The organism is Brasilonema octagenarum UFV-OR1 (assembly GCF_963888615.1).
GTDB lineage: Bacteria > Cyanobacteriota > Cyanobacteriia > Cyanobacteriales > Nostocaceae > Brasilonema > Brasilonema sennae.
In genome coordinates this window covers 13619-34350 of the sequence record NZ_CAWPKW010000275.1, presented here as the reverse complement: position 1 = coordinate 34350, position 20732 = coordinate 13619, and the positions used below count along the sequence as shown (strand labels likewise).

Here is a 20732-nt window from a genome sequence, read left to right as displayed (position 1 = left end):
ATCCTTTGGCGCTATGCGGGAAGTAGCGAGTGAATTTCATGTCCGGACTTATAAAACACGAAGAACCTCACCCGCCTGCCTTCCCTCTCCTTATCAAGGACAGGGTTAGGGTGAAGTAACACAGAAATCATAAGTCCTAACTTCTTTGCTCAAAACTCAGCACGACAAAATTAAATTTTTCAAGGAGCAATTCGACGAATGACTGCAACAACTGCAACAACTGTAACCACAAATGGAAGAACCGAGGAGATTCCCTGGAGAGCGGGGAATGCCCGTTTAGTTAACCTCTCCGGACAATTACTCGGTGCTCATGTTGCCCATGCGGGGTTGATTGTACTCTGGGCAGGAGCGATGACGTTATTTGAAGTTGCTAATTTCGACGTAACACGCCCAATGTATGAGCAGGGTTTGATTCTACTGCCAAACTTAGCTCGGTTAGGGCTTGGTGTTGGTGAAGGTGGTCAAATTGTAGATACCTACCCATACTTTGTAGTAGGCGTGATTCATTTGATCAGCTCTGCGTTTTTGGGAGCGGGCGGACTTTTCCATACCTTCGTTGGCCCCAAACAGCTAGAAACAAAATTTCCAAGTTTTGGCTATAGATGGGATGATGCCAACAAAATGACAAGTATTCTTGGCATTCATTTGATCGTGTTGGGGATAGGTGCATTCTTGTTAGTGGCGAAAGCAATGGCTTTTGGGGGAATTTACGACCCACTCATTAAAAGCGTTCGCTTGATTACAAACCCGACTTTAGATCCAGGAGTAATTTTTGGCTATTTATTCGGTACGCATGGCAAGCTTTGGTTAGCGAGTGTCAATAACCTGGAGGATGTGATCGGTGGTCATATTTGGGTTGGTGCCATGTGTGTGTTGGGTGGATTGTGGCATATTCGCACTCAACCATTCCCATGGGCAAAGAACTTATTTGTCTGGTCCGGTGAAGCCTATTTATCCTACAGCATTGGAGCCGTAAGCTTGATGGCATTTGTGGCAACGCTGTTTGTATCGGTAAATACAATAGTATTCCCAACAGAGTTTTATGGATCGACTTTAACATTGATATTCGACCGCTTCCCCCTCTTTGCTAGTACAGATGGAGCATTAACTAGTCGAGTCTGGCTCGCGAATGCTCATTTTTGGTTGGGCTTCTTCTTTTTGCAAGGACATCTGTTCCATGCACTGCGGGCTGCAGGTTACAGCTTCACAGAAGGTAAAGTCATCGCATCCACACGCGGACAGGTGAAATAATATGACATCAACAAATGTAAGTCCTTTGAAACCCCTTGGGTTTTCTGACGATCCAACAGTCGCTATCAACTACGTCGCCCAGTCTCAAGACCCCTATTCTTGGTGGGCTGGAAACCTCCGCTTTGTCAATCTTTCAGGTAAACTCCTGGGTGCCCATGTTGCCCACGCTGGATTGATTGTGCTGTGGGCAGGTGCAATGACCTTGTTTGAACTATCCCGTTTCGATCCAAATGTACCAATGTACCAACAGGGGTTAATTTTGTTACCCCATCTCGCAACATTAGGTTTGGGTGTTGGTGCAGGCGGTCAAATAGTCGATACTTATCCCTATTTTGTAGTTGGGATTTTGCATTTGATTAGTTCTGCTGTGTTAGGAGCAGGTGGTATTTACCATGCGGTGCTAGGTCCAGATAAGTTAGATGAGAAGGGTTTTGGTTACCGTTGGGAAGATGGTAACAAAATGACGACGATTCTCGGTATCCACTTAGTACTACTGGGTTTAGGAGCGCTGTTATTAGTTGCCAAAGCTGTGTTGTTTGGTGGATTGTACGATCCAGTCGCCCAGCAAGTCCGGGTAATTTCCAACCCAACCTTGAATCCAGCGGTGATTTTTGGCTATTTAGTTGGCTTTAGTCGTGATGGCTGGACACTCAAGGGAATGGCTAGTGTTAATAACCTAGAAGATGTGGTTGGTGGTCACATCTGGGTTGGAACAATGTGTATCTTGGGCGGAATCTGGCATATCAACACCGCACCAAAGGAATGGACGAAAGGGTTATTTGTTTGGTCGGGTGAAGCATATTTATCCTATAGTCAAGCGGCTCTTGGTTATATGGGATTCTTTGCTGCCTTTTTCGTTTGGGTAAATGACACCGTTTATCCAAGTGTGTTTTATGGTCCGGTTGGAACGACAACTGTAGACGGGATTATCACTCCCCGTACCTGGTTGATGTTGTTCCATATTATCTTTGCAAGCTTGTTGCTAGCGGGACATTTTTGGCACGCCCTGAGAGCAAGAGCGATCGCTGCTGGATTTGTATTCAGCGAGATGAAATTTAATGCCGATGCTTTGTTTGGGGATATTCAATTTAGCGATCGCGCCGTGTTTGAAGGGATTGTACAGCCCTACAAAGGCGACTTTCATTTAGGAAACTTGGCTACTCCCGTCAACAACAGCAGTGTCAGCCTCGGTTGGCTCAAAAATTTACCGATTTACCGTGATGGGTTGTCACCAATTACACGCGGGTTAGAGATTGGTATGGCGCACGGTTATTTCTTGCTGGGTCCGTTCTTGAAACTTGGTCCCCTGCGCGATACAGACATTGCACTTCCAGCCGGATTAGCCTCTGCATCCGGGTTAGTGGTGATTTTAAGTCTTTGCCTGTATTCTTACGGTATTTCTGTGTTTGGCAAAAAACAAAAACCCGTTGGGGTTTTACCTGAGAACCTCCAAAGCAAAAGGGGTTGGAGCTTCTTTTCTTCTGGCTTTCTCGTTGGTGGGATCGGAGGTGTGATTTTTGCTGGCTTCATCCTACTTGAAGTTGCACGAGCAGGTATTGGCTCGTAAGTAATGGGTATTGGGTATTGGGTGATAGGAAGAAGTTTTAATTCCTACTCCCTTGTTGCCAAAAGATTACTATTTTAAAACCACAGAGACGCAGAGAGCGCAGAGAAAATACGCTTTACTGTCAGAGGTAATTTTAGAGCACCGAAGAGAGTCATTCCCAATTCCCAATCCCCAATCCAATTAAAAAATTCATTAATTAACAAAGATTTCAACCATGACTATTTCCCTTCTGAGTTATCCATTATCGAGCCAGAATCAACGTGTAAATGGCTATGAAATTCCCGGTGATGAACAACCTAGGATATATACTACGGATAATTTGCCCAAAGGTACGGAAGTAGATGAAATTATCCGGGCAGCATATCGGCAAGTTTTCAATGAGCAACAACAGATTGCAAGCCATCGCCAAATTGCTTTGGAATCTCAACTTCACGCCAATCAAATTACTGTGCGAGATTTTATTAAAGGGTTAGTTTTATCTGATTCTTTTCGTCGGTTGAACTACGAGACAAACAATAACTACCGCTTTGTTGAAATGTGCATTCAGCGTTTGTTGGGACGGAATGTATATGACAACCGTGAAAAATTAGCTTGGTCAATTGTTTTAGCAACCAAGGGACTGCGGGGTTTTATTGATGAGTTATTAAACAGCGAAGAATATCTAAACAACTTTGGGTTTTCTACAGTTCCTTATCAACGACGACGGATTTTACCGCAGCGATCGCAAGGCGAACTTCCCTTTGCCCGTATGGCACGCTACGATGATCATTACCTGAAGCAAATGCGAAAAATCGGTCAACTACGACCTTTTTATTATGGCGTGGCAGATAAAAGTGCTTCTGTTTATCGAAAGGTGATATTTGCAGTTCCAATTCTTGCACTTGCTATGTTATTTTTGACGTTGATAGCTGTTGCGACTCCTAAATAACTTATTTGCAGTTATGAAACTATTCTCCATATCAATTCTGTTTGATTTGTGTTGGCGCAGCCTGCGCGTAAGCGCATAAGTCGCGTATACAATGATTCCAACCCTACCGGATTTTATATCACTAATATCTAACAAGAATTGTCATCCTAAGATCCTCAACCCAGCATTTTAAGCTAGACACGCTACCGTTTGGTTAAGGCATCTATTCGTTGAGACAGCAGTCTTGCTAGGGGCAAGGGAGAACAAGAGTTGATGGACGATAACTCTTTCTCTCTCATATTCCCCTTTCCTTGCTCCCATGTTTATCCGAACCGTATTGCCAGAACCCCTATTTGCGACAAATGCTTAGGTTATAGCGATGTGTATGCAATCAGAGTGAAGATTTTATCAAAAATAGACAGGTATAACGTCAGATTGCACGAGCGATGGCTGTTAAGGAGATAATCTAAAAATAGTTAATACTTAATCATCTCTTTCTAAAAATAGTTAATTATCAAAATAATTGCAGCTAGATACTATGTTTATAAGTAGCTCAACTTAATAAAACGTAAAATGTCATTAAATAAAGAACAATTTCAAGGAACCTCAGAAGAAGGGAATTTTCAATCGGCTCTTAATGAAGCTATTCGTAAAGCACTAAACGCTTTATCAAGCCCAGGTACTTCCGACCTACGCATTCAATGGAAAATTATTGAAACATCAGGTAGTGAGGGCGGATTTGCAGGAGAAAACACGATTAACGTGACTATAGAAGCTCAAGAGGGATAGCAAAAGTTTATGCTCAGATGTTAGGGGACGACCTTAGCGACGGTAAATAAAAACAGAGGTAATTGGCAGGCGAAATCAGTTTGAGTCTACCCCACCACCCCCCATTTTTGCAAAAAGGGGGAGTGCATAAGTTGAAAAGGCTTGTAACTATTAATTTGCAGATCCATTTCAAAGGAACAGTATGCGCTTATCACTGGTTATTGGCATCTTTTTAACTCTATTACTCTGCTGGAATGCGCCTGTCATGGCTCTTCCCCTAACAGAAGCACAAGTACAACTTGTACAAACGCAAGAAAACTCCAACCAAGAAAATGTAACCGACTCAAAGGAACTCACAAAAAATCAAAAATTATGGAACAAACAAGGAGTTCTCGATTATAGTTACACACTTACCAGAAGTTGTTTCTGCACAAATGAAGCCAGAGGACCTGTCGTAATTAAGGTAAGTAATGGTAGCACATCTTCCGTGACTTCTCAAAGTACTGGTCAGCCAGCCAATCCAGAGTTATTTAATAGGTACGATACGATTCCTAAACTCTTTGATGTGATTAGAGATGCAATTACACGTCGGGCAGATAGCATCAACGTACAATACAATCCCACTTTGGGCTATCCAACCCAAATTAATATAGATTACGACCGTAGGATAGCTGATGAGGAATTGTTTCTGACAGTTGAAAATTTCACTCAGGCTCAGACGACCAAGACGAAAGTGTTTGAAGTACAGAATATAGAGGTATCTCAGGAACTCCAGAGTATAACAGCATATGGAATTGTGAGCACGGCGGGTTGGAGAGATGCCGAATTAATTCTGCGCCCTTCAGCACCAAATGGTGAAATTGATTTTGTAGAATTTGATTTCGTAGCCCAACCACCAAATGGATCTGCTGCACAAGTAATAACGCCTATAAAGGCAATTTACAGTCCCTTACCACGACAAGGTAACTTCTTGGGTGTCAAAATTTACGCATCTAACAATGTTAAAGCAGTTGTGTTGGAGTAACCCCGAAAAGCGATTGCAGAAGTGAAGGCATAGGGGTTTTACGGCTTGTAGGATAAAGTCAATTTAGCTCAGCAGTGCAAGAGGCAAGGCGACAGAAGGGAGCAAGGGGCAAGTCTTCACCTTGCCACGCAGCGGCTGGAGTCGCCTTGCCAGTAAGGGCGCAAAACAAGGCTAAGGTATGATTTCCTAGCCCTAATCTGGCTGTTTCTGTTTTACAACACCATTGCTTAGGGCTCAGGAGATACCCGGAGGGCAACGTCTCTACAAACTATCAAAATTAATGAGACAAATCACTACGTATTAATTTCTTGTTGCTTGTGTTGGTGAACCAGGAATAGTCACATCTATTGGTGTCACTTGCGTTGCCAATTGTGTTAGTGGTGGTTTAATAGCGCTTTGATTTCCAACGATCAAAGTCACCAAATTGTCTGGTTTAAGATATTTGCGCGCTACCCGCCTGACATCAGCAGCTGTTGTTGCGGCGACTGCTTTTTGATAGCGAAACAGAAAATCAGACGGATAGCCATAATATTCATACCGCATGAGGCGTGACAAAGTTTGCCCAGGATCTTCAAAATTGAAAACAAACGAGTTGAGGGTAGAGTCTTTCGCAAAAGCTAACTCTTTAGGCATGACGTTTTGAGTTTGTATGCGCTTGATTTCTTGCTGTAGCGCTCTAACGAATTGCACTGTCGCATTCGAGCGTGTTTGCCCGCCAGCAATGAACATTCCAGGGTAGTCGTATCGGGGACTCCAAGCACCGGAAACTGAGTAAGCTAAACCTTGACGCGATCGGACTTCATTAAACAAGCGTCCACCAAAGCCATTTAACACTCCATTCAATACATCCAGCGCTGGATAATCAGGACTATTAAACTGTCCTCCCAAGTGCCCAATCAAGATATTGCTTTGAGTCAGTTGTGGCTGATTGACAAAAAACACACCACTTTGTTTATTTTCCGACACTTTGGGTAACTGAGGTTTAACCAAATTGGGATTGGGTTTCCAGTCAGCAAACTGAGCTTGAATCAGCGATCGCATTTTCTTAGAGTCAAAATCCCCCACAATTCCCAAAATCATATTATTGGGATAAAAAGACTGCTGCTTAAACTTGATCAAATCCTCACGGGAAATATTCTTCAGCGTTGCATACTCCTGAGTGCGAGCATAGGGACTGTCTTTACCATAAATCAATTTCTGAAATTCCCGACTTGCAATATCATCTGGATCGTCATTGCGACGAGCGATCGCACCCCGCAACTGTGTTTTCGCCAAATCCAACTTTTGCTGCGCGAAAACTGGCTCGCGCAGAACTTCACCAAACAACCCAAAAACCGTTTCCAAATCTTCACTGAGTGACTGAAAACTAGCATTACCAGCAGTTTCACCAATGCCAGTTTCAACCATTGCCGCGCGTTGTTCCAAGATCTGATTGAGTTGATCCGGTGTATGCTTGGTTGTTCCTCCAGAACGCATCACAACACCTGTCAACCCAGCCAAGCCAACTTTATCTGCGGGTTCAAAGCGATCGCCCGTACGCACTATAGCCGAACCACTCACCAACGGTAGCTCATGATCCTCCATCAAATACACAACCATGCCATTCTTCATCACATACCGTTCATACTTCGGTATCTTCACCTGAGGTAATGGTGGAAGTTGCAACTCTGTGTAATGCTTTGCCGCCGTCGCCGCCCAAGATGTGTTGTATACTCCAAAGCATAACAATCCAACCAACACAAAACAAACCAGCAACGAGTAAAGACGTCTCATCCTTTTCTTATCCCTTCTACCCCTAAATCTCTTCATATCTCTTCCTTCGTGCCCTTCGTGTCTTAGCGGTTCATTCCTCTTATCCGTCAATCAACTTTGCTTCGACAAAATCTTACCAACTGTACGATTTTCCGTTGTAAACGTCGCTGTCGCCACCCGTTGAATATCAGCAGGCGTCACAGCTATAATTTGATCCAACTCCTTAAACAAATTCCGCCAAGAGCCAGTTTTCACTTCATACTCCAACAACTGCTGTGCCATTCCCATATTGGAATCAAGTATGCGTAACAAACTTGCTCGCGCTTGTGTTTTCACCCGCTTCAAATCAGTCTCAGAAACTGGCTCTGTCTTCAACCTCTCAATTTCCTGACGCAAAGCCACAGCCACTTCATCAACCGTGTGACCCGGAGCTGTGAGAGCATAGAACAACATCAAATTAGGATACTTATCTCCTGGGAATCCACTAAAACCCTGTGCCGTGAGCGCTAACTGCTGCTTTTCCACCAAAGACTTATACAGTCGCGACGTACGCCCACTACTGAGCAAGCTACCAATAATTTCATAAACCACATGATCTGGATGAGTCATTGCGGGACGATGATAACCTTCCAGATACCAGGGTTGAGAGCGTAGTTCAACACTCACTTCTCGGGGTTGTGTTTGTTTCGGTTCTACAGAAATTTGAGCAACGCCTTTTTCTTTTGCCTTATAACGCCCAAAGTAAATTTGTGCTAGTCTTTTAACCTCAGCGGACTTGACATCACCAACCACAGCAATAGTTAAATTATTGGGGACATAGTACGCATCGAAAAACTTCTGGACATCTTCCCGTGTTAAATTACGGATATCTTGGTCGTAACCAATCACTGGACGCTTGTAGGGATGGACTTTGAAAGATGTATCAATCAACTTTTCCATCATGATTCCGATGGGAGAATTTTCCACCCGCATACGTCGCTCTTCTAAAATGACATCTTTTTCCTTGTAAAACTCCCGAAACACAGGATCAAGAAATCTTTCTGATTCCAACGACATCCACAGTTCCAACTTATTAGAAGGAAAGCTATAAAAATAACGAGTCGCTTCCGTGGAGGTATTGGCATTTAAACCCACGCCTCCCGCCTGTTCCACAATTCGTCCTAATTCGTTTTGCTTGGCGAGTTTAGCGGCTTGTGCTTCTATTTTCTTGAACTGGGCTTCTAACTGAGCAACTTCATCTTTTTTATTAGCCGCTTTTGCTGCTATAATTTGCTCTGCCAATTGATCCAAACGGTTAAGTAGTGGCTTTTCGGCTTGGTAATTAGAAGTACCTATACGCGTCGTACCTTTAAAAGCCAAATGTTCCAGAAAGTGAGCTACACCAGTCTTTCCATCTGGCTCATCCACACCACCGACATCAGCATAAGTTAGAAAAGAAACAATAGGAGCTTGATGTCTTTCCAAGACAATGAACTTCAAACCATTGTCGAGGCGGAACTCACTCAATTGCTTCATCACCCGATTCAAATAAGGTTGAATCGAGTTTTCAGTAGGCGCTGGAGTCTGAGTTTGTGCTAAAGCAACTCCCGGTAGTAACTCCCACCAAAGAAGAACTGCTATAACAAAAGATACGAAAAGTTGACTTGCCTTGTTTTTAAGTTTCCTCTGGTATGAGTGGTTGGGCTTGTGCATACACGAAAAAAAAAGTAAAGTTCGCTTGACAATATAAACAGTTTAGTCAGTCAAGAGGGTCTTAGTGTTGTATTAAGTTTTCTGTCGTTCTTGCATTAAACCTTAGACAATCATGCAACACATCCTGTTCCGGATATTTCACTATAGCTGTGATTATAGGAATTTTTATTCTTCTCTATTCTTAGAAACACAAACATGCGCCCGCATTCCAGATGCGGTAAGACGGCTTATCGTCAAAATACCCTCAGATAAAGTGTTTTCATCCCTTTGCGGGGAAAAGTGAGTATACGAGTTGGCATCGTCAGTCAACAAGGTCTTAATCTTGTATTAAGCTTTCCATTGTTATTGCATTTAAATTAGACAATAATGCTACACATTCTATTCCAGCGATATCATCATAATTTTTATGCGAATTTTTAATGCTCCTCCATCTTCAGAAACACAAACACGCACCCGCATTCTAGATGCGGCAAGACGACTGTTTGCGTCTCAAGGATTTGATGGCACAACCACCCGCGACTTGGCACAAGCAGCAGGAGTTGCTGAAGGCACGCTGTTTCGTCATTTTTCCAATAAAAAGGCGATTTTGATAGAGGTTGCAACTCAAGGGTGGGTGGAAATTCTGACAGACTTGCTCACAGAATTGAGTGAAATGGGGAGTTATAAGGCTGTCGCTCAGGTTATGCGTCGCCGGATGTGGAATATGCAAAAAAACGCGGACTTGATGCGGGTTTGTTTTATGGAGGCACAGTTTCACCCAGACTTGCGCGATCGCATCCAGTCTGAAGTCATTGCCAAAATGACTGATGTTGGCGAGGCATTCTTTCAAACTGCAATGGATAAAGGAATCTATCGTCGCATGGATGCCAAACTTGTCGCCAAGGTTTTTCTAGGAATGTTTGCCGTTGCAGGCTTTTCCAACAACACCCTTATGGAACCAAACGCCTCACCCCAACAAATGCAGCAAATGGCAGAAGGATTAGCTGATATCTTCCTGAATGGAGTCTTGGCAACAGAGTAATCAGTCAACAGTCAACAATTTCTTGTTTTGCGTACTAAGTTCATCGCTCATTACTCAGTACTGTTTTCGCTTGTTGACTCCACTGTTGAACTTGCTCAATCGAAGGACACAAATCTCGTCGTTGCATGGTTGCTACCACCAAACGCAGAAGTTGTTGGTGCAATCTGTGAATGGGGGTAGCTGCTAACTGTACCACAGAAGCAATACCAGCATGCAGCAACAATCCACAATATTGTGTTCCGACACCGGGGATACGAGCTAAATCAGCCAATGCTACCCATTTATTCACATACTGAAGATGGATATGTAATTTATTTGCCAGCACTAGCCTATCCGCAGGTGTTTTCCCTTGTTTAACGAGTGCGGCTGTGGTTGTAATTCCACAGTTTTGCAGTTGGGCTTGCTCTTGCTGACTCAATCCAGGCAATTGCTCAATAGACCAATTAGAGGATGAGATAGGACTGACGTTTACTTTTTGTTTAAGAGACATTTTTTGAAAAAACAAATACGCTATACAAATATAGTCAACACCCACGGCCAGAAGCCGTGGGCTTCCAGCGACCAAGTCGTTGTAAGCCCTAGTTGACCCGACTAAGTACCCCGCGTACTACGTTATCGGTAAGTGTTAAAGAACCTACTCCGGAATACAAAGCCAGTTCCAGGATACTAGAACGAAACGGTTAAACAGACGTAAAGGGTTAAACTCAGTGCCGCAATAGAAAGTACCGACCGATAACATTGTCCAGGCTAACATCACCCGAAAGGCTTGCCTTGAGCGTAGTCGAAAGGAGGCTCGTATGAGCAAAGTACTTGTAATTGATACCAACAAAAGACCATTAGATCCAATCCACCCAGCGCAAGCAAGGCAACTACTGAGAAACGATAAAGCCGCAATCTTATATCGCTTCCCATTCACGCTGATTTTAAAAGAATCACGACCTGAGGTTTCCGTTCAACCATTAAGATTCAAAATTGACCCAGGCGCAAAAACAACGGGTTTGGCGTTGCTTAACGATAAAACGGGAGAGGTTGTGTGGGCTGCCGAATTGCAACACCGAGGCTTTGCTATTCGGGAATCTTTGATATCCCGTCGCCAACTACGCAGAAGTCGGCGCAACCGCAAAACTCGTTACCGTGCTCCAAGATTCAATAACCGCACGAAGCCAAAAGGATGGTTGCCACCTAGTCTCATGAGCCGTGTGTACAACATTGAGACTTGGGTAAAACGACTATGCAAGCTAGCACCGATTACTGGCATTTCCCAAGAGTTAGTGAAATTTGACACGCAGTTAATCCAAAATCCGGAGATTAGCGGCAAGGAATATCAGCAAGGCACACTTGCTGGTTATGAGACGCGAGAGTACTTGCTTGATAAGTGGCTCCGTCAATGTGCTTACTGCAAGATTAAAGATGTTCCACTGCAAATAGAGCATATTCACCCACGTTCACTAGGTGGTTCTAACCGCATTAGTAATCTATGCTTGGCGTGTGAAAAGTGCAATTTGAAAAAGGGCAACAAGCCAATTGAGCTATTCTTGAAAAACAAGCCTGACTTGCTCAAGAAGATATTGTCGCAAGCTAAGAAACCACTTGCCGACACTACAGCAGTCAATGCTACTCGGTTCAAGTTGCTGGAGGTACTCAAAGCAACGGAGTTACCTGTAGAGACGGGCAGCGGAGGATTAACTAAGTTCAATCGCACCCAACAAGGTTTAGATAAGACCCATTGGATTGATGCGGCTTGTGTTGGGCTTTCCACGCTTACTCTGGTCGTCAAATACGTTAAGCCACTCCTGCTTAAGGCGACTGGACACGGAACACGGCAGATGTGCGGAACCGATAAATACGGATTTTCGACACGTCATCATGAGCGCAAAGTGCTTCACTTCGGGTTTAGAACTGGCGACATTGTTAAAGCCGTCGTTGAGTCTGGGAAGAAGACGGGTAAATACGTAGGTCGTGTCTTGTGCCGCAAGAGTGGTAGTTTCGACATATCTACTAAATCTGGAAGGGTGTCAGGTATTAGTTATAAATGTTGCACACACATTCACAAAAATGACGGGTACAATTATGCATTTTAGGATTTCTGGACGGCGACTAAAGTCGTGTCGGCTTCCTCCCACGCCTGAAGGACGGAGGTGTGAGAAATCGGGATTTCTCACACCTCCTCGTGGGCTTCCGCCTTTGGTTTGTGTGAGAAATACGCTCATTGATATCTTTATTTCAACGTAATCTTAAGCAAAATTTTCGCTGTTGAAAAATCTTCATTTGCTCTGGAAACTGACAAAAATTTGAAACATTTGCTTTAATTTCAAGATTATGATATTGAAAACCTCTAGCTCCCTCATCGAAACTCTACGCGACAGACGCCAACGACTCGCCAGCCTGATTGATTTTCCGGCAATTCTTTGGTCAGGAACTACCAGTCCGCGTAATTATCCAGCAAACGTCTTTCCATTTCGTGCAAACAGTCATTTCCTCTACTTTGCAGGACTTGGACTGCCAAACGCAGCAATTCGCCTGAGTGCGGGTAAGCTAGAACTGTTTATGGATGATCCTCAACCAGAAAGCGCTCTTTGGCATGGACAAATGCCTGATCGTGAGGAAATTGCTCAAATAATTGGAGCAGACGTTGCTAAGCCAATGGCAGAATTAGAATTGTGGACAGAAGAAGCCGCAACAATTGCTGTACAGGACGCCGCCACTTGGACACAACAGTCCCAACTTTTGAATAGATGGGTTTTGCCGCTGAAGTCACCACAAGACATTGACTTGGAGTTAGCCAAAGCAATCATCTCGTTACGGCTGATTCACGACGATGGCGCATTAGCTGAATTACGCAAAGCCGCCGCTGTGACTGTAGAAGCACACAAAGCTGGCATGAAGGCTACAACTCATGCTCAAATTGAAGCACAAGTTCGTGCCGCGATGGAACAAGTGATCATCGCCAATAACATGACGACTTCCTACAACAGTATCGTCACTGTTCACGGAGAAGTTCTACACAACGAGCAATATCACCACTCATTGCAACCGGGCGACTTGATACTTGCTGATGTTGGCGCTGAGACAGAGACAGGCTGGGCAGGTGATGTCACACGTACTTGGCCACTAGGTGGTAAGTTTTCATCTACCCAAAGAGATATTTACGATATTGTGTTAGCGGCTCATGATGCTTGTATTGCTAAGGTAAGCCCTGGCGTTGAGTATCAAGAATTACATTTACTCGCTTGTACTGTCATTGCAGAGGGCTTGGTCAATTTAGGCATTTTGCAAGGAAATCCGCAAGATTTAGTCGAAATCAACGCCCATGCGCTATTTTTTCCCCACGGAATCGGTCATTTGTTGGGTTTAGATGTTCATGATATGGAAGATTTGGGAGATTTAGCAGGTTATGAAGAGGGACGTACAAGGAGCAATCATTTTGGTTTAAGCTACCTGCGTTTAAATCGCCCCTTACGTCCAGGAATGTTAGTCACAATTGAACCAGGATTTTATCAAGTTCCAGCGATTCTAAATCATGCGAATGTACGGTCCCAGTATCAGGATGTTGTAAATTGGGAGCACTTATCTCAATTTGCCGATGTGCGAGGAATCCGCATTGAAGATGATGTTTTAGTGACACAAGAAAGTCGCGACGTTTTAACTGCGGCATTACCGACACAAGCTAGTCAGATAGAAGATTTAGTGTGTCGATAATTGTTCTTGTGTGATGAAAAACAGATAACACATAAGTGTTAGCCCTGTTGCACAACCTCAGGTTATTGGCAGCAGGGATAAAACTAACAAACTCTCGGAGCTTGTTCAACAACAGGGGAATGAACTATGCAACTCTAGGCGCTACCTGTAAAGGCAACTTCAGGAAACTTTAACTGAGCTTCAGCCATCGGGCGGTTTCTGCCTTCTTCTTGCCAGTAGTTAATAACTTCTGTAGCTTTATTGAGCAACTCCACCCGATCTAGTTCAGTAATCCAGTGTTTTGATTCTAGCTCCTTTTTTAATTCTTCCCAGGCATCATTCCTCGGCCAGAAAAAGTACTTAGTCAAAGGACTTGTGCCTTTGCCTACAACTTGATCAACCGCCAAGGCTACGTTTTCATCTAGCCACAGTATTTTCAAAATAAATTTCGACAATCACACCTCCGGGGAGTATCCGGGCAACACTCACTAACTTTGCGATCGCCTATTGTAACGCAATATCTACCAAATTTCCAAACAAGAGTGGAAAGTCGCAAGTCAAGAGAATGAAATATGAAAAGGAAAATTGCTTGTTGTAACTAATAGCTATTGACTAATGACTAATGACTATTGACTAATGACTAATTAACGGCAGGTGCTACAAAACGCTTAACCCGCGTTGTAGCACCGCCTCCTAATAACTCATCAAAAATCTCCGCATTTTATGACTGAACAACTCTCACCAAAGGCGATAGTGGTTTTCGATATTGATGGTGTTATACGTGATGTCAGTGGTTCTTATCGACGAGCGATCGCAGATACTGTAGAGCATTTTACAGAAGGAGCGTATCGCCCAACACAACTCGATATAGATCAGCTCAAGTCTGAAGGTGTTTGGAATAACGATTGGGAAGCATCTCAAGAATTAACTTACCGCTATTTTGAAACTCTCTGTTACACGCGCGAGCAATTACAACTCGATTACAATGCCATTGTCACCTTTTTTCAATCGCGTTATCGAGGATGTGATCCCGACAAATTCACAGGATATATCTGCAATGAACCATTATTGCTAGACTCTAAATATCTAGAGGAACTAACAAAAGCTGAGATTCCCTGGGGATTTTTCAGTGGTGCAACTCGCGGTTCTGCTACTTACATTTTGGAACAACGCCTTGGGTTGAAGTCTCCAGTCTTAATCGCAATGGAAGATGCACCAAGTAAACCAAACCCGACTGGACTTTTTGCCACTGTGCGTTCCTTAGAGTCTTCCGACAATAAAAATGATAAGCATTTAACGCCAGTAGTGTATGTAGGAGATACAGTAGCTGATATGTACACGGTGAAGCAAGCGCGTTTGCAAGAACCTTCTCGGACTTGGATTGGCGTTGGTGTTTTACCACCTCATGTACAGCAAATACTAGCACATCGGGATGCGTATGCTGAAAAATTGATAGACGCAGGAGCATCTATGGTTTTCACCAATGTACAACACCTGAGTCTGCTTAGGATTTCGGAACTAGTCAACGAAACAGGTTTTGAACAAGTGTAGGTGTTATTTTGTTGAGGTAGGGTGCAAGTCATTGCACCTCAGTTTCAGTTGGGGTTTAAATCCCAAACTGAAACCGTCTTTCATTTTGAATTTTGCTTCGACTACGCTCAGCAACCATGAATTTTGAGAGAAGTTGGAGCGGAGGTTTCCTCCGATCCAATCTTCGGTGATTTTGAATTGTTAAGATGCGTACCTTTCATGAAAATTTGGCAAGCTGATTTTTATCGTCGTCCCCAGACTGAAGCATCTGGACAAGTGATGTGGGAGTTGCTGATTTGCGATCCGACTCGTAGTTTTGAGTATCAAGCAACTTGTCTACAGTCACAAGCTTCTTCAAGTTGGGTTGGTTCTCAACTTCACAAAGCAGCGCTTGAACAACTCCCAGATGTCATTCAAGTGTTTCGTCCTCAGTCTTTAAGTTTAATAGAACAAGCTGGACGCAGTTTAGGCATTTGTGTTGAACCAACGCGCCGCACCTTGGCATTAAAACAGTGGTTGCAAGAAAAGCAATATCCTATATCTTTGGACAAACCACCCCCAATGCCATTACCAGAAAATCTTTGGGGAGAAGAATGGCGTTTTGCTTCACTCACAGCTGGTGATGTGGCAGAAATATTTGGCGATCGCCCCATTCCGATTCTAGAAATGCCAGAATATCTCCTACCTATTAATCTCGGTTTAGCATCAACAACACCCGTTCCCGGTGTTGTCATTTATGGTGGAAGGCAATCAATGCGTTTGGCACGCTGGTTGCAACAAGTCCATCCTGTGGCGTTGAATTACGTTGCTGGCGCACCTGATGGTTTGGTATTAGAAGCTGGCTTAGTTGACAGGTGGATTGTTGGCACATTTGAAGATAAAGAAGTGACAACTGCTGGCAAAGTTTATGAACAACGGAAGCAGCAAAGCCGAGGATTACATTTTTTGTTAGTACAACCTGATGATTCTGGGATGACTTACAGTGGCTTTTGGTTGTTACGTGAGGAGTGAGTTATTACCTATGGCACTGTACCAAGCGCCAGATCCTTTTCACATCTGTGAGTTTATTGTTTGCCATAATACAACGGTATTTACTCACAGCGAGTTAAAGTAGTTATATACGCCTACTTGAATGAGTCCCAATGATATTAACATTTATGTTTCTGAGCTTTTTTTAGCCAAATTTACGAAATTAGCAGCAGTTAAAGTGTAGCACCAGTATTAGGTAAAGTTATCCAACCATAAAGCTCATGAGCGCAACTAGCTACCGCCGAATTATTATTGGGGATATACATGGTCATTATGAAGGTTTAATGACATTGTTAGAAGCGATCGCTCCCACATCAGATGATCAAGTCTACTTTCTTGGAGACTTAATTGATCGCGGTCCTCAAAGTTCACAAGTTGTGAGTTTTGTCAAGAATAGTTGCTACCAGTGTTTGTTGGGGAATCATGAGCAAATGTTATTAAACATTTTTACCAACAAACACGTTTCCACCTCGCTCGTACAAGGATGGCTATGCAGTGGAGGGCAAGCAACGGTAGCCAGTTATCAAGAAGCCACAATACCTGATGAGCATCTGGAATGGTTGAAAACTTTACCTACACATCTGGATTTAGGAGATATTTTCTTGGCTCATGCGGGTGTTGATCCCTCAATTCCGATGGCAGAACAAACTGTAGAACAGCTTTGCTGGGTGCGCGATAAATTTCACAGTATGGAAAAACCCTATCTTCCTGATAAGCTAATTATTGTTGGTCATACTATGACATTTACGTTACCTGACGTGAATCCTGGTAAATTAGCACAAGGACAAGGATGGTTAGATATTGATACTGGCGCTTATCATCCCCGAAGTGGGTGGCTGACAGGACTAGACATTACAAATCAACTTGTTTATCAGGCAAATGTTTATAATCATCGTTTCCGCACCTTGCCTCTAAAAGAAGCAGTGACTGTTGTCAATCCAGCTAAAGTCGAGGTGAGACGCTGCAATAAGCAACGAGTCTAGTAGCAAATAAAGGACATGAGGAGCAGTCAAAACAACTTATCTCAGCAAAGCTTTAATGTTTGCCTGATAATTAGAACTATCTAAACCGGCACTCCCACTTCTAGGTTGATTGTTAATAGCACTCTGCAAAGCTTTGATGCGATCGCCTGTTGCAGGGTGAGTACTCAAAAATGTCGGAACGCTAGAACCTTTTTTTAGTAGTTTTTCCATAAAGGAAACCATGCCTGATGGAGCATAACCAGAACTAGTTAGAGTTCTTAATCCTCTAGTATCAGCATCATATTCATCTCCACGACTACGAGGACGATTGAGGGCTAAATCTACACCAATCCCCACAGCTTGGTTACGATCCAATCCAGTTGCTGATGCCAAACCACTTGCAAGTGCTTTTTGTCGCATCTGTTTAACAAGGTGTTTTCCGCCAATATGACCAATTTCGTGCGCCATAACACTTGCTAGTTCGGCTTCATTGTCTGCTGTTTTCAGCAAACCTGTGTTAACATACACAAAACCACCTAGAGTGGCAAAAGCGTTAATAGTGTCATCCTCAACGACTTGGAAAGTATAAGGGAGATCGGGGCGATCGCTATTAGCTACCAAACGCTGACCAATTTGTTGTACATAACGATTAAGTGCAGAGTTGCGGTTAAGTTTAACTTGACTACTTAACAGTTGCTCATTAATCTGCTTACCAATATCAACTTCCTGGCGAGGAGACATATTAGACAATTGAATAACCTGAACTCCCTGAAGAATGAAAGGCAACAACTGCCCAGCATCAATCGCTCTTGTTGTCACAGGTGTCACTAAGCAGATGAGTGTGGCGACAATTACCGAAACGAATGGGTAAAACCAGGGTTTTTGAGAAAAACGGGGATTGATAGAAAAGCGTTTCCTATTCATCACAAATCCGGCTTGAAAAGAGGTTTGAAGGAATATAAAACTATAGGACGGATTTCTAACTGTGTAAGTTGCATAAAGATATATCTTCTGTGGGACAGCAACTTAAAATAGCAAAAAGTCCATCTAAAACTAGGAAGTTGTGATACACTGTCGCATGATCGTAACGCCCAAGCACATTCACTGCTAACGCAGTAACTCAGAATCCTCTGTGCTTAAATAAACCATACTGTTACAATCAGCAACTTTGCTCTTATTTGGAAAGATTTCTTATGGCTATTATAGATTCCAAAGGTCGTTTATTCGGTAAAATTAACATCCTGGATTTAGGTGCTGTACTTGTTATTCTGCTAGTGATAGTTGGCATCTTTATCTTCCCTGGTGGTTCCGGTTCCGTTGCTCAAGTTGGTGGGAAAACAGTACCCATCGAGGTAGACTTAATCGTTCGGGGATTAAATGTACTCGATACTAAACAGTTATACGCGCGAGGATTTGAAAAAGGCGGCAAAACTAAAGTTATTATCCGCAATCAGCCTCACGGTCAAATAGATATTAAATCTGTAGAAGAGTTACCCAGAACTATATTAGTTCCTCAACCTGATGGTTCGATTAAACAATTGCCAGAACCAGACAGATCAAACAGCTTTAGTAAAGATTTACGTTTGACTTTAGCAGGCAAAGCACAAATCACTGACGAAGGACCAGTTCTAGGTAATAGTAAAGTAAAAATTGGAATGCCAATTGAGTTAGATGGCTTCAACTACAACTTTAATGCCACTGTTATTGATGTCAGATTAAAAGAAAATTAACTTACATTTGTTAGTCAGGAGAAGACAGTCCAGTTATGAGGAGCCTGCGTGCCTTTGGAGGTTCCTCTATGAGCGACTGCCGCTTCATAAAATATGAACCGAATATGCCTGCCATGAGCTTTTGTGGTCAGTCGCTCTGGTTTAGTTAGATTTGTAAGTTAATGATAAGCGCGACTTACCACCAACTTAAAGAGAAATATTTCTTGGGTATGAATGGGTAACTCAGTCGGAGTTATCTATTTCAAACCCAACCCCCTACTTTTTTATCTTCATTATCTTCCAATTTCCAAATTTATTTCAGTAGTTCACCAACGCTTACAGATAACATTCACACACTCCTCATTCCTACGTCTCATGAAGTATCTGTAAAATCTACATATTTTTTATAAAAAATGTAAATATTTTTACAATGTAAGTTGTTTTGTGCATTTAGATATCTGGAAAAATAGACTCTTAAAACAGAATTATTACTGGTAGTAAATATAACTTTATATCAAAAATAACATTAATTTGTTGTAGTGCTCTATCAGAAACATCACTGATATGAGTAAGCGTCCAGAAAAGTGTAAACACTCATTGAATATATTAAGTAAGTAAACCTGGGTGTGCTTCATGCTGCTAGCTGGGCAACTAGTTTTTGTACCTAGAATCCTATGCAGCTGATCAAAACCAATGAATTTTTATGTCGTTAATCATCTAACTGTTCTCTAGATAATGACAAAGCGGGGTGTCGTGGCAAAGCAGGCTAGTCTTCAATCCCAGACAAAATCAACCATAAAAGACCATAAATTCTCTCGTAATGAATTTGATTCTAAAAATCAAAATCAATTTCCAGTTTCGCAAAGCCAAGTGGAAAAAGTTATTGACACTAAAGTCGTATCAGTACCCACGTGCGTCTACTTAACTTTGGAAGAATTGAGATGTTTTGAAGCAGTGGAGCGACAGTATGAGCAATGGGGAGTTCTTTTTAAGAATTGTATCGCAATACAGCCTTCAAACCCAGCATTTCCTACCCATTCTGGCCTGGTAGTGTTAATGGCAGCACCTAAAAATGGATATATAGAAGTAACTTTTCTACGTCCTGTCCATTTTGTCAGTGCTTTTGTCACCAGTTCACAGCGGCTTGTGCTTTCAGCATACGCTCGCGATCAGCAACTGCTGACACAAACAGTACTACCAGGAGCAAATCTTGCTAATTCTGACTCCGGTGGATCTCCCAACACTTTATTATCAGTATCAGCAAAGGAAATTCACCGTATTACCTTCTCTGCTTTTGATGGTCAATTCACCATTGATGATTTTAGTTTCTGTTATTAACAAGTCAATCTATAACGGAATATAAATGTAAGGATGTAGGACATCTGATCAATTTTTATGCTTGATCTATCTCCTTACATCCTTGTTTCCTTATTAAGAGCCGCTAGAGTACTGGGGTCTTGGCTACAGGTAGATCGTTGGTAAATGGGGGAGCGATATCCAAAAATTTTCTCTCGAATTTGTTTAAAGATAAAATCAGCTTTCATGGTGTTCCCGACTAAGCAGGACACATAACAGACAACTAAAACAAGGCTGGCTTTGTCTTGGCTACGACTGCGTAACCAGTTTTCCGTATAGCGCACATACAGAAGAAGATAACTGAGGTTTTGCCAAATTCCTGGGAACAACAACAGCAAATGTGCAATCATAGTATTTGGCGGTAATGCGCCTAAATATTGAGTCAAGTGTCTTTTTAGAACAAAGCCAGCCTGAGCCTGTTGATTCGACGAACGTTGGCACATAACGAACAGTTGCGGCTCTTGTAGAGCTTTTTTCCACTAGACA

19 protein-coding genes are annotated in these 20732 nt (G+C 42.8%); 13 read left to right on the top strand and 6 right to left on the bottom strand.

Going from position 1 to position 20732, the window contains the following annotated elements; all coding sequences use genetic code 11:
• The first annotated feature begins 198 nt into the window (after window positions 1-198).
• The 5 genes from AC5590_RS23370 (at window position 199) to AC5590_RS23350 (ending at window position 5517) form a co-directional block, all read left to right on the top strand.
• The gene (locus AC5590_RS23370; RefSeq protein ID WP_169265789.1) at window positions 199-1251 is read left to right on the top strand and encodes a chlorophyll a/b binding light-harvesting protein; all 1053 of its coding nucleotides are present in this window, start codon (window positions 199-201) and stop codon (window positions 1249-1251) included.
• Window position 1252: 1 nt separating this feature from the next.
• Window positions 1253-2818, top strand: a complete 1566-nt coding sequence (locus AC5590_RS23365) for a chlorophyll a/b binding light-harvesting protein (RefSeq protein WP_169265788.1) — start codon at window positions 1253-1255, stop codon at window positions 2816-2818.
• 214 nt (window positions 2819-3032) lie between these two features.
• Window positions 3033-3746, top strand: a complete 714-nt coding sequence (locus AC5590_RS23360; RefSeq protein ID WP_169265787.1) for a phycobilisome rod-core linker polypeptide — start codon at window positions 3033-3035, stop codon at window positions 3744-3746.
• Window positions 3747-4298: 552 nt separating this feature from the next.
• Window positions 4299-4514 (top strand): hypothetical protein, encoded by a 216-nt coding sequence (locus AC5590_RS23355; RefSeq protein ID WP_169265786.1) that lies wholly within the window; start codon window positions 4299-4301, stop codon window positions 4512-4514.
• A 181-nt stretch (window positions 4515-4695) separates the two neighbouring features.
• Window positions 4696-5517, top strand: coding sequence for a DUF6174 domain-containing protein (locus AC5590_RS23350; RefSeq protein WP_318284318.1), 822 nt, complete (start codon window positions 4696-4698; stop codon window positions 5515-5517).
• 300 nt (window positions 5518-5817) lie between these two features.
• Here the strand turns inward: AC5590_RS23350 and AC5590_RS23345 are convergent, their stop codons facing one another.
• A complete protein-coding gene (locus tag AC5590_RS23345) occupies window positions 5818-7290 on the bottom strand; it encodes a M16 family metallopeptidase (RefSeq protein ID WP_169265785.1) in 1473 nt (490 codons plus the stop codon).
• A gap of 90 nt (window positions 7291-7380) precedes the next feature.
• Complete coding sequence (locus tag AC5590_RS23340; protein WP_169265784.1) at window positions 7381-8961, bottom strand: M16 family metallopeptidase; 1581 nt, start codon at window positions 8959-8961, stop codon at window positions 7381-7383.
• Between the two features lie 406 nt (window positions 8962-9367).
• Between AC5590_RS23340 and AC5590_RS23335 the strand changes: the two genes are divergently transcribed.
• Window positions 9368-9982 carry a TetR/AcrR family transcriptional regulator gene (locus AC5590_RS23335; protein WP_169265783.1) on the top strand — a complete coding sequence of 205 codons (615 nt, stop codon included), beginning with the start codon at window positions 9368-9370 and terminating at the stop codon, window positions 9980-9982.
• 40 nt (window positions 9983-10022) lie between these two features.
• Here the strand turns inward: AC5590_RS23335 and AC5590_RS23330 are convergent, their stop codons facing one another.
• Window positions 10023-10472, bottom strand: a complete 450-nt coding sequence (locus AC5590_RS23330) for a DUF4332 domain-containing protein (protein ID WP_169265782.1) — start codon at window positions 10470-10472, stop codon at window positions 10023-10025.
• A gap of 307 nt (window positions 10473-10779) precedes the next feature.
• Here AC5590_RS23330 and iscB point away from each other — a divergent pair, with 307 nt between their 5' ends.
• The gene (gene iscB, locus AC5590_RS23325) at window positions 10780-12063 is read left to right on the top strand and encodes an RNA-guided endonuclease IscB (RefSeq protein ID WP_169265781.1); all 1284 of its coding nucleotides are present in this window, start codon (window positions 10780-10782) and stop codon (window positions 12061-12063) included.
• A gap of 238 nt (window positions 12064-12301) precedes the next feature.
• Window positions 12302-13681, top strand: a complete 1380-nt coding sequence (locus AC5590_RS23320; RefSeq protein WP_169265780.1) for an aminopeptidase P family protein — start codon at window positions 12302-12304, stop codon at window positions 13679-13681.
• Window positions 13682-13815: 134 nt separating this feature from the next.
• Here the strand turns inward: AC5590_RS23320 and AC5590_RS23315 are convergent, their stop codons facing one another.
• Window positions 13816-14115: a 30S ribosomal protein PSRP-3 gene (locus tag AC5590_RS23315; protein ID WP_048871660.1), complete on the bottom strand. Its 300-nt coding sequence runs from the start codon at window positions 14113-14115 to the stop codon at window positions 13816-13818.
• A 268-nt stretch (window positions 14116-14383) separates the two neighbouring features.
• On the opposite strand from AC5590_RS23315, the gene AC5590_RS23310 reads away from it, so the two are divergent.
• The 3 genes from AC5590_RS23310 to AC5590_RS23300 all read left to right on the top strand — a co-directional run bounded on the left by AC5590_RS23310 (window position 14384) and on the right by AC5590_RS23300 (window position 17202).
• Entirely contained in the window at window positions 14384-15211 is an 828-nt protein-coding gene (locus AC5590_RS23310; RefSeq protein ID WP_169265779.1) for a TIGR01548 family HAD-type hydrolase, read from the top strand.
• A 198-nt stretch (window positions 15212-15409) separates the two neighbouring features.
• Window positions 15410-16201, top strand: a complete 792-nt coding sequence (locus AC5590_RS23305; RefSeq protein ID WP_169265778.1) for a Tab2/Atab2 family RNA-binding protein — start codon at window positions 15410-15412, stop codon at window positions 16199-16201.
• A 239-nt stretch (window positions 16202-16440) separates the two neighbouring features.
• Window positions 16441-17202: a metallophosphoesterase family protein gene (locus AC5590_RS23300; RefSeq protein WP_169265777.1), complete on the top strand. Its 762-nt coding sequence runs from the start codon at window positions 16441-16443 to the stop codon at window positions 17200-17202.
• Between the two features lie 36 nt (window positions 17203-17238).
• On the opposite strand, the gene AC5590_RS23295 is transcribed toward AC5590_RS23300, so the two are convergent.
• Window positions 17239-18105 carry a M48 family metallopeptidase gene (locus tag AC5590_RS23295; protein WP_169265776.1) on the bottom strand — a complete coding sequence of 289 codons (867 nt, stop codon included), beginning with the start codon at window positions 18103-18105 and terminating at the stop codon, window positions 17239-17241.
• Window positions 18106-18374: 269 nt separating this feature from the next.
• Between AC5590_RS23295 and AC5590_RS23290 the strand changes: the two genes are divergently transcribed.
• Both AC5590_RS23290 and AC5590_RS23285 read left to right on the top strand, forming a co-directional pair.
• Window positions 18375-18911 carry a DUF4330 domain-containing protein gene (locus tag AC5590_RS23290; protein WP_169265775.1) on the top strand — a complete coding sequence of 179 codons (537 nt, stop codon included), beginning with the start codon at window positions 18375-18377 and terminating at the stop codon, window positions 18909-18911.
• Window positions 18912-19625: 714 nt separating this feature from the next.
• A complete protein-coding gene (locus AC5590_RS23285; RefSeq protein WP_171975174.1) occupies window positions 19626-20228 on the top strand; it encodes a hypothetical protein in 603 nt (200 codons plus the stop codon).
• A gap of 74 nt (window positions 20229-20302) precedes the next feature.
• Here AC5590_RS23285 and AC5590_RS23280 read toward each other — a convergent pair whose 3' ends face one another.
• On the bottom strand, window positions 20303-20689 hold the full coding sequence (locus AC5590_RS23280) for a hypothetical protein (RefSeq protein WP_169265774.1): 387 nt from the start codon (window positions 20687-20689) through the stop codon (window positions 20303-20305).
• Window positions 20690-20732: the final 43 nt, after the last annotated feature.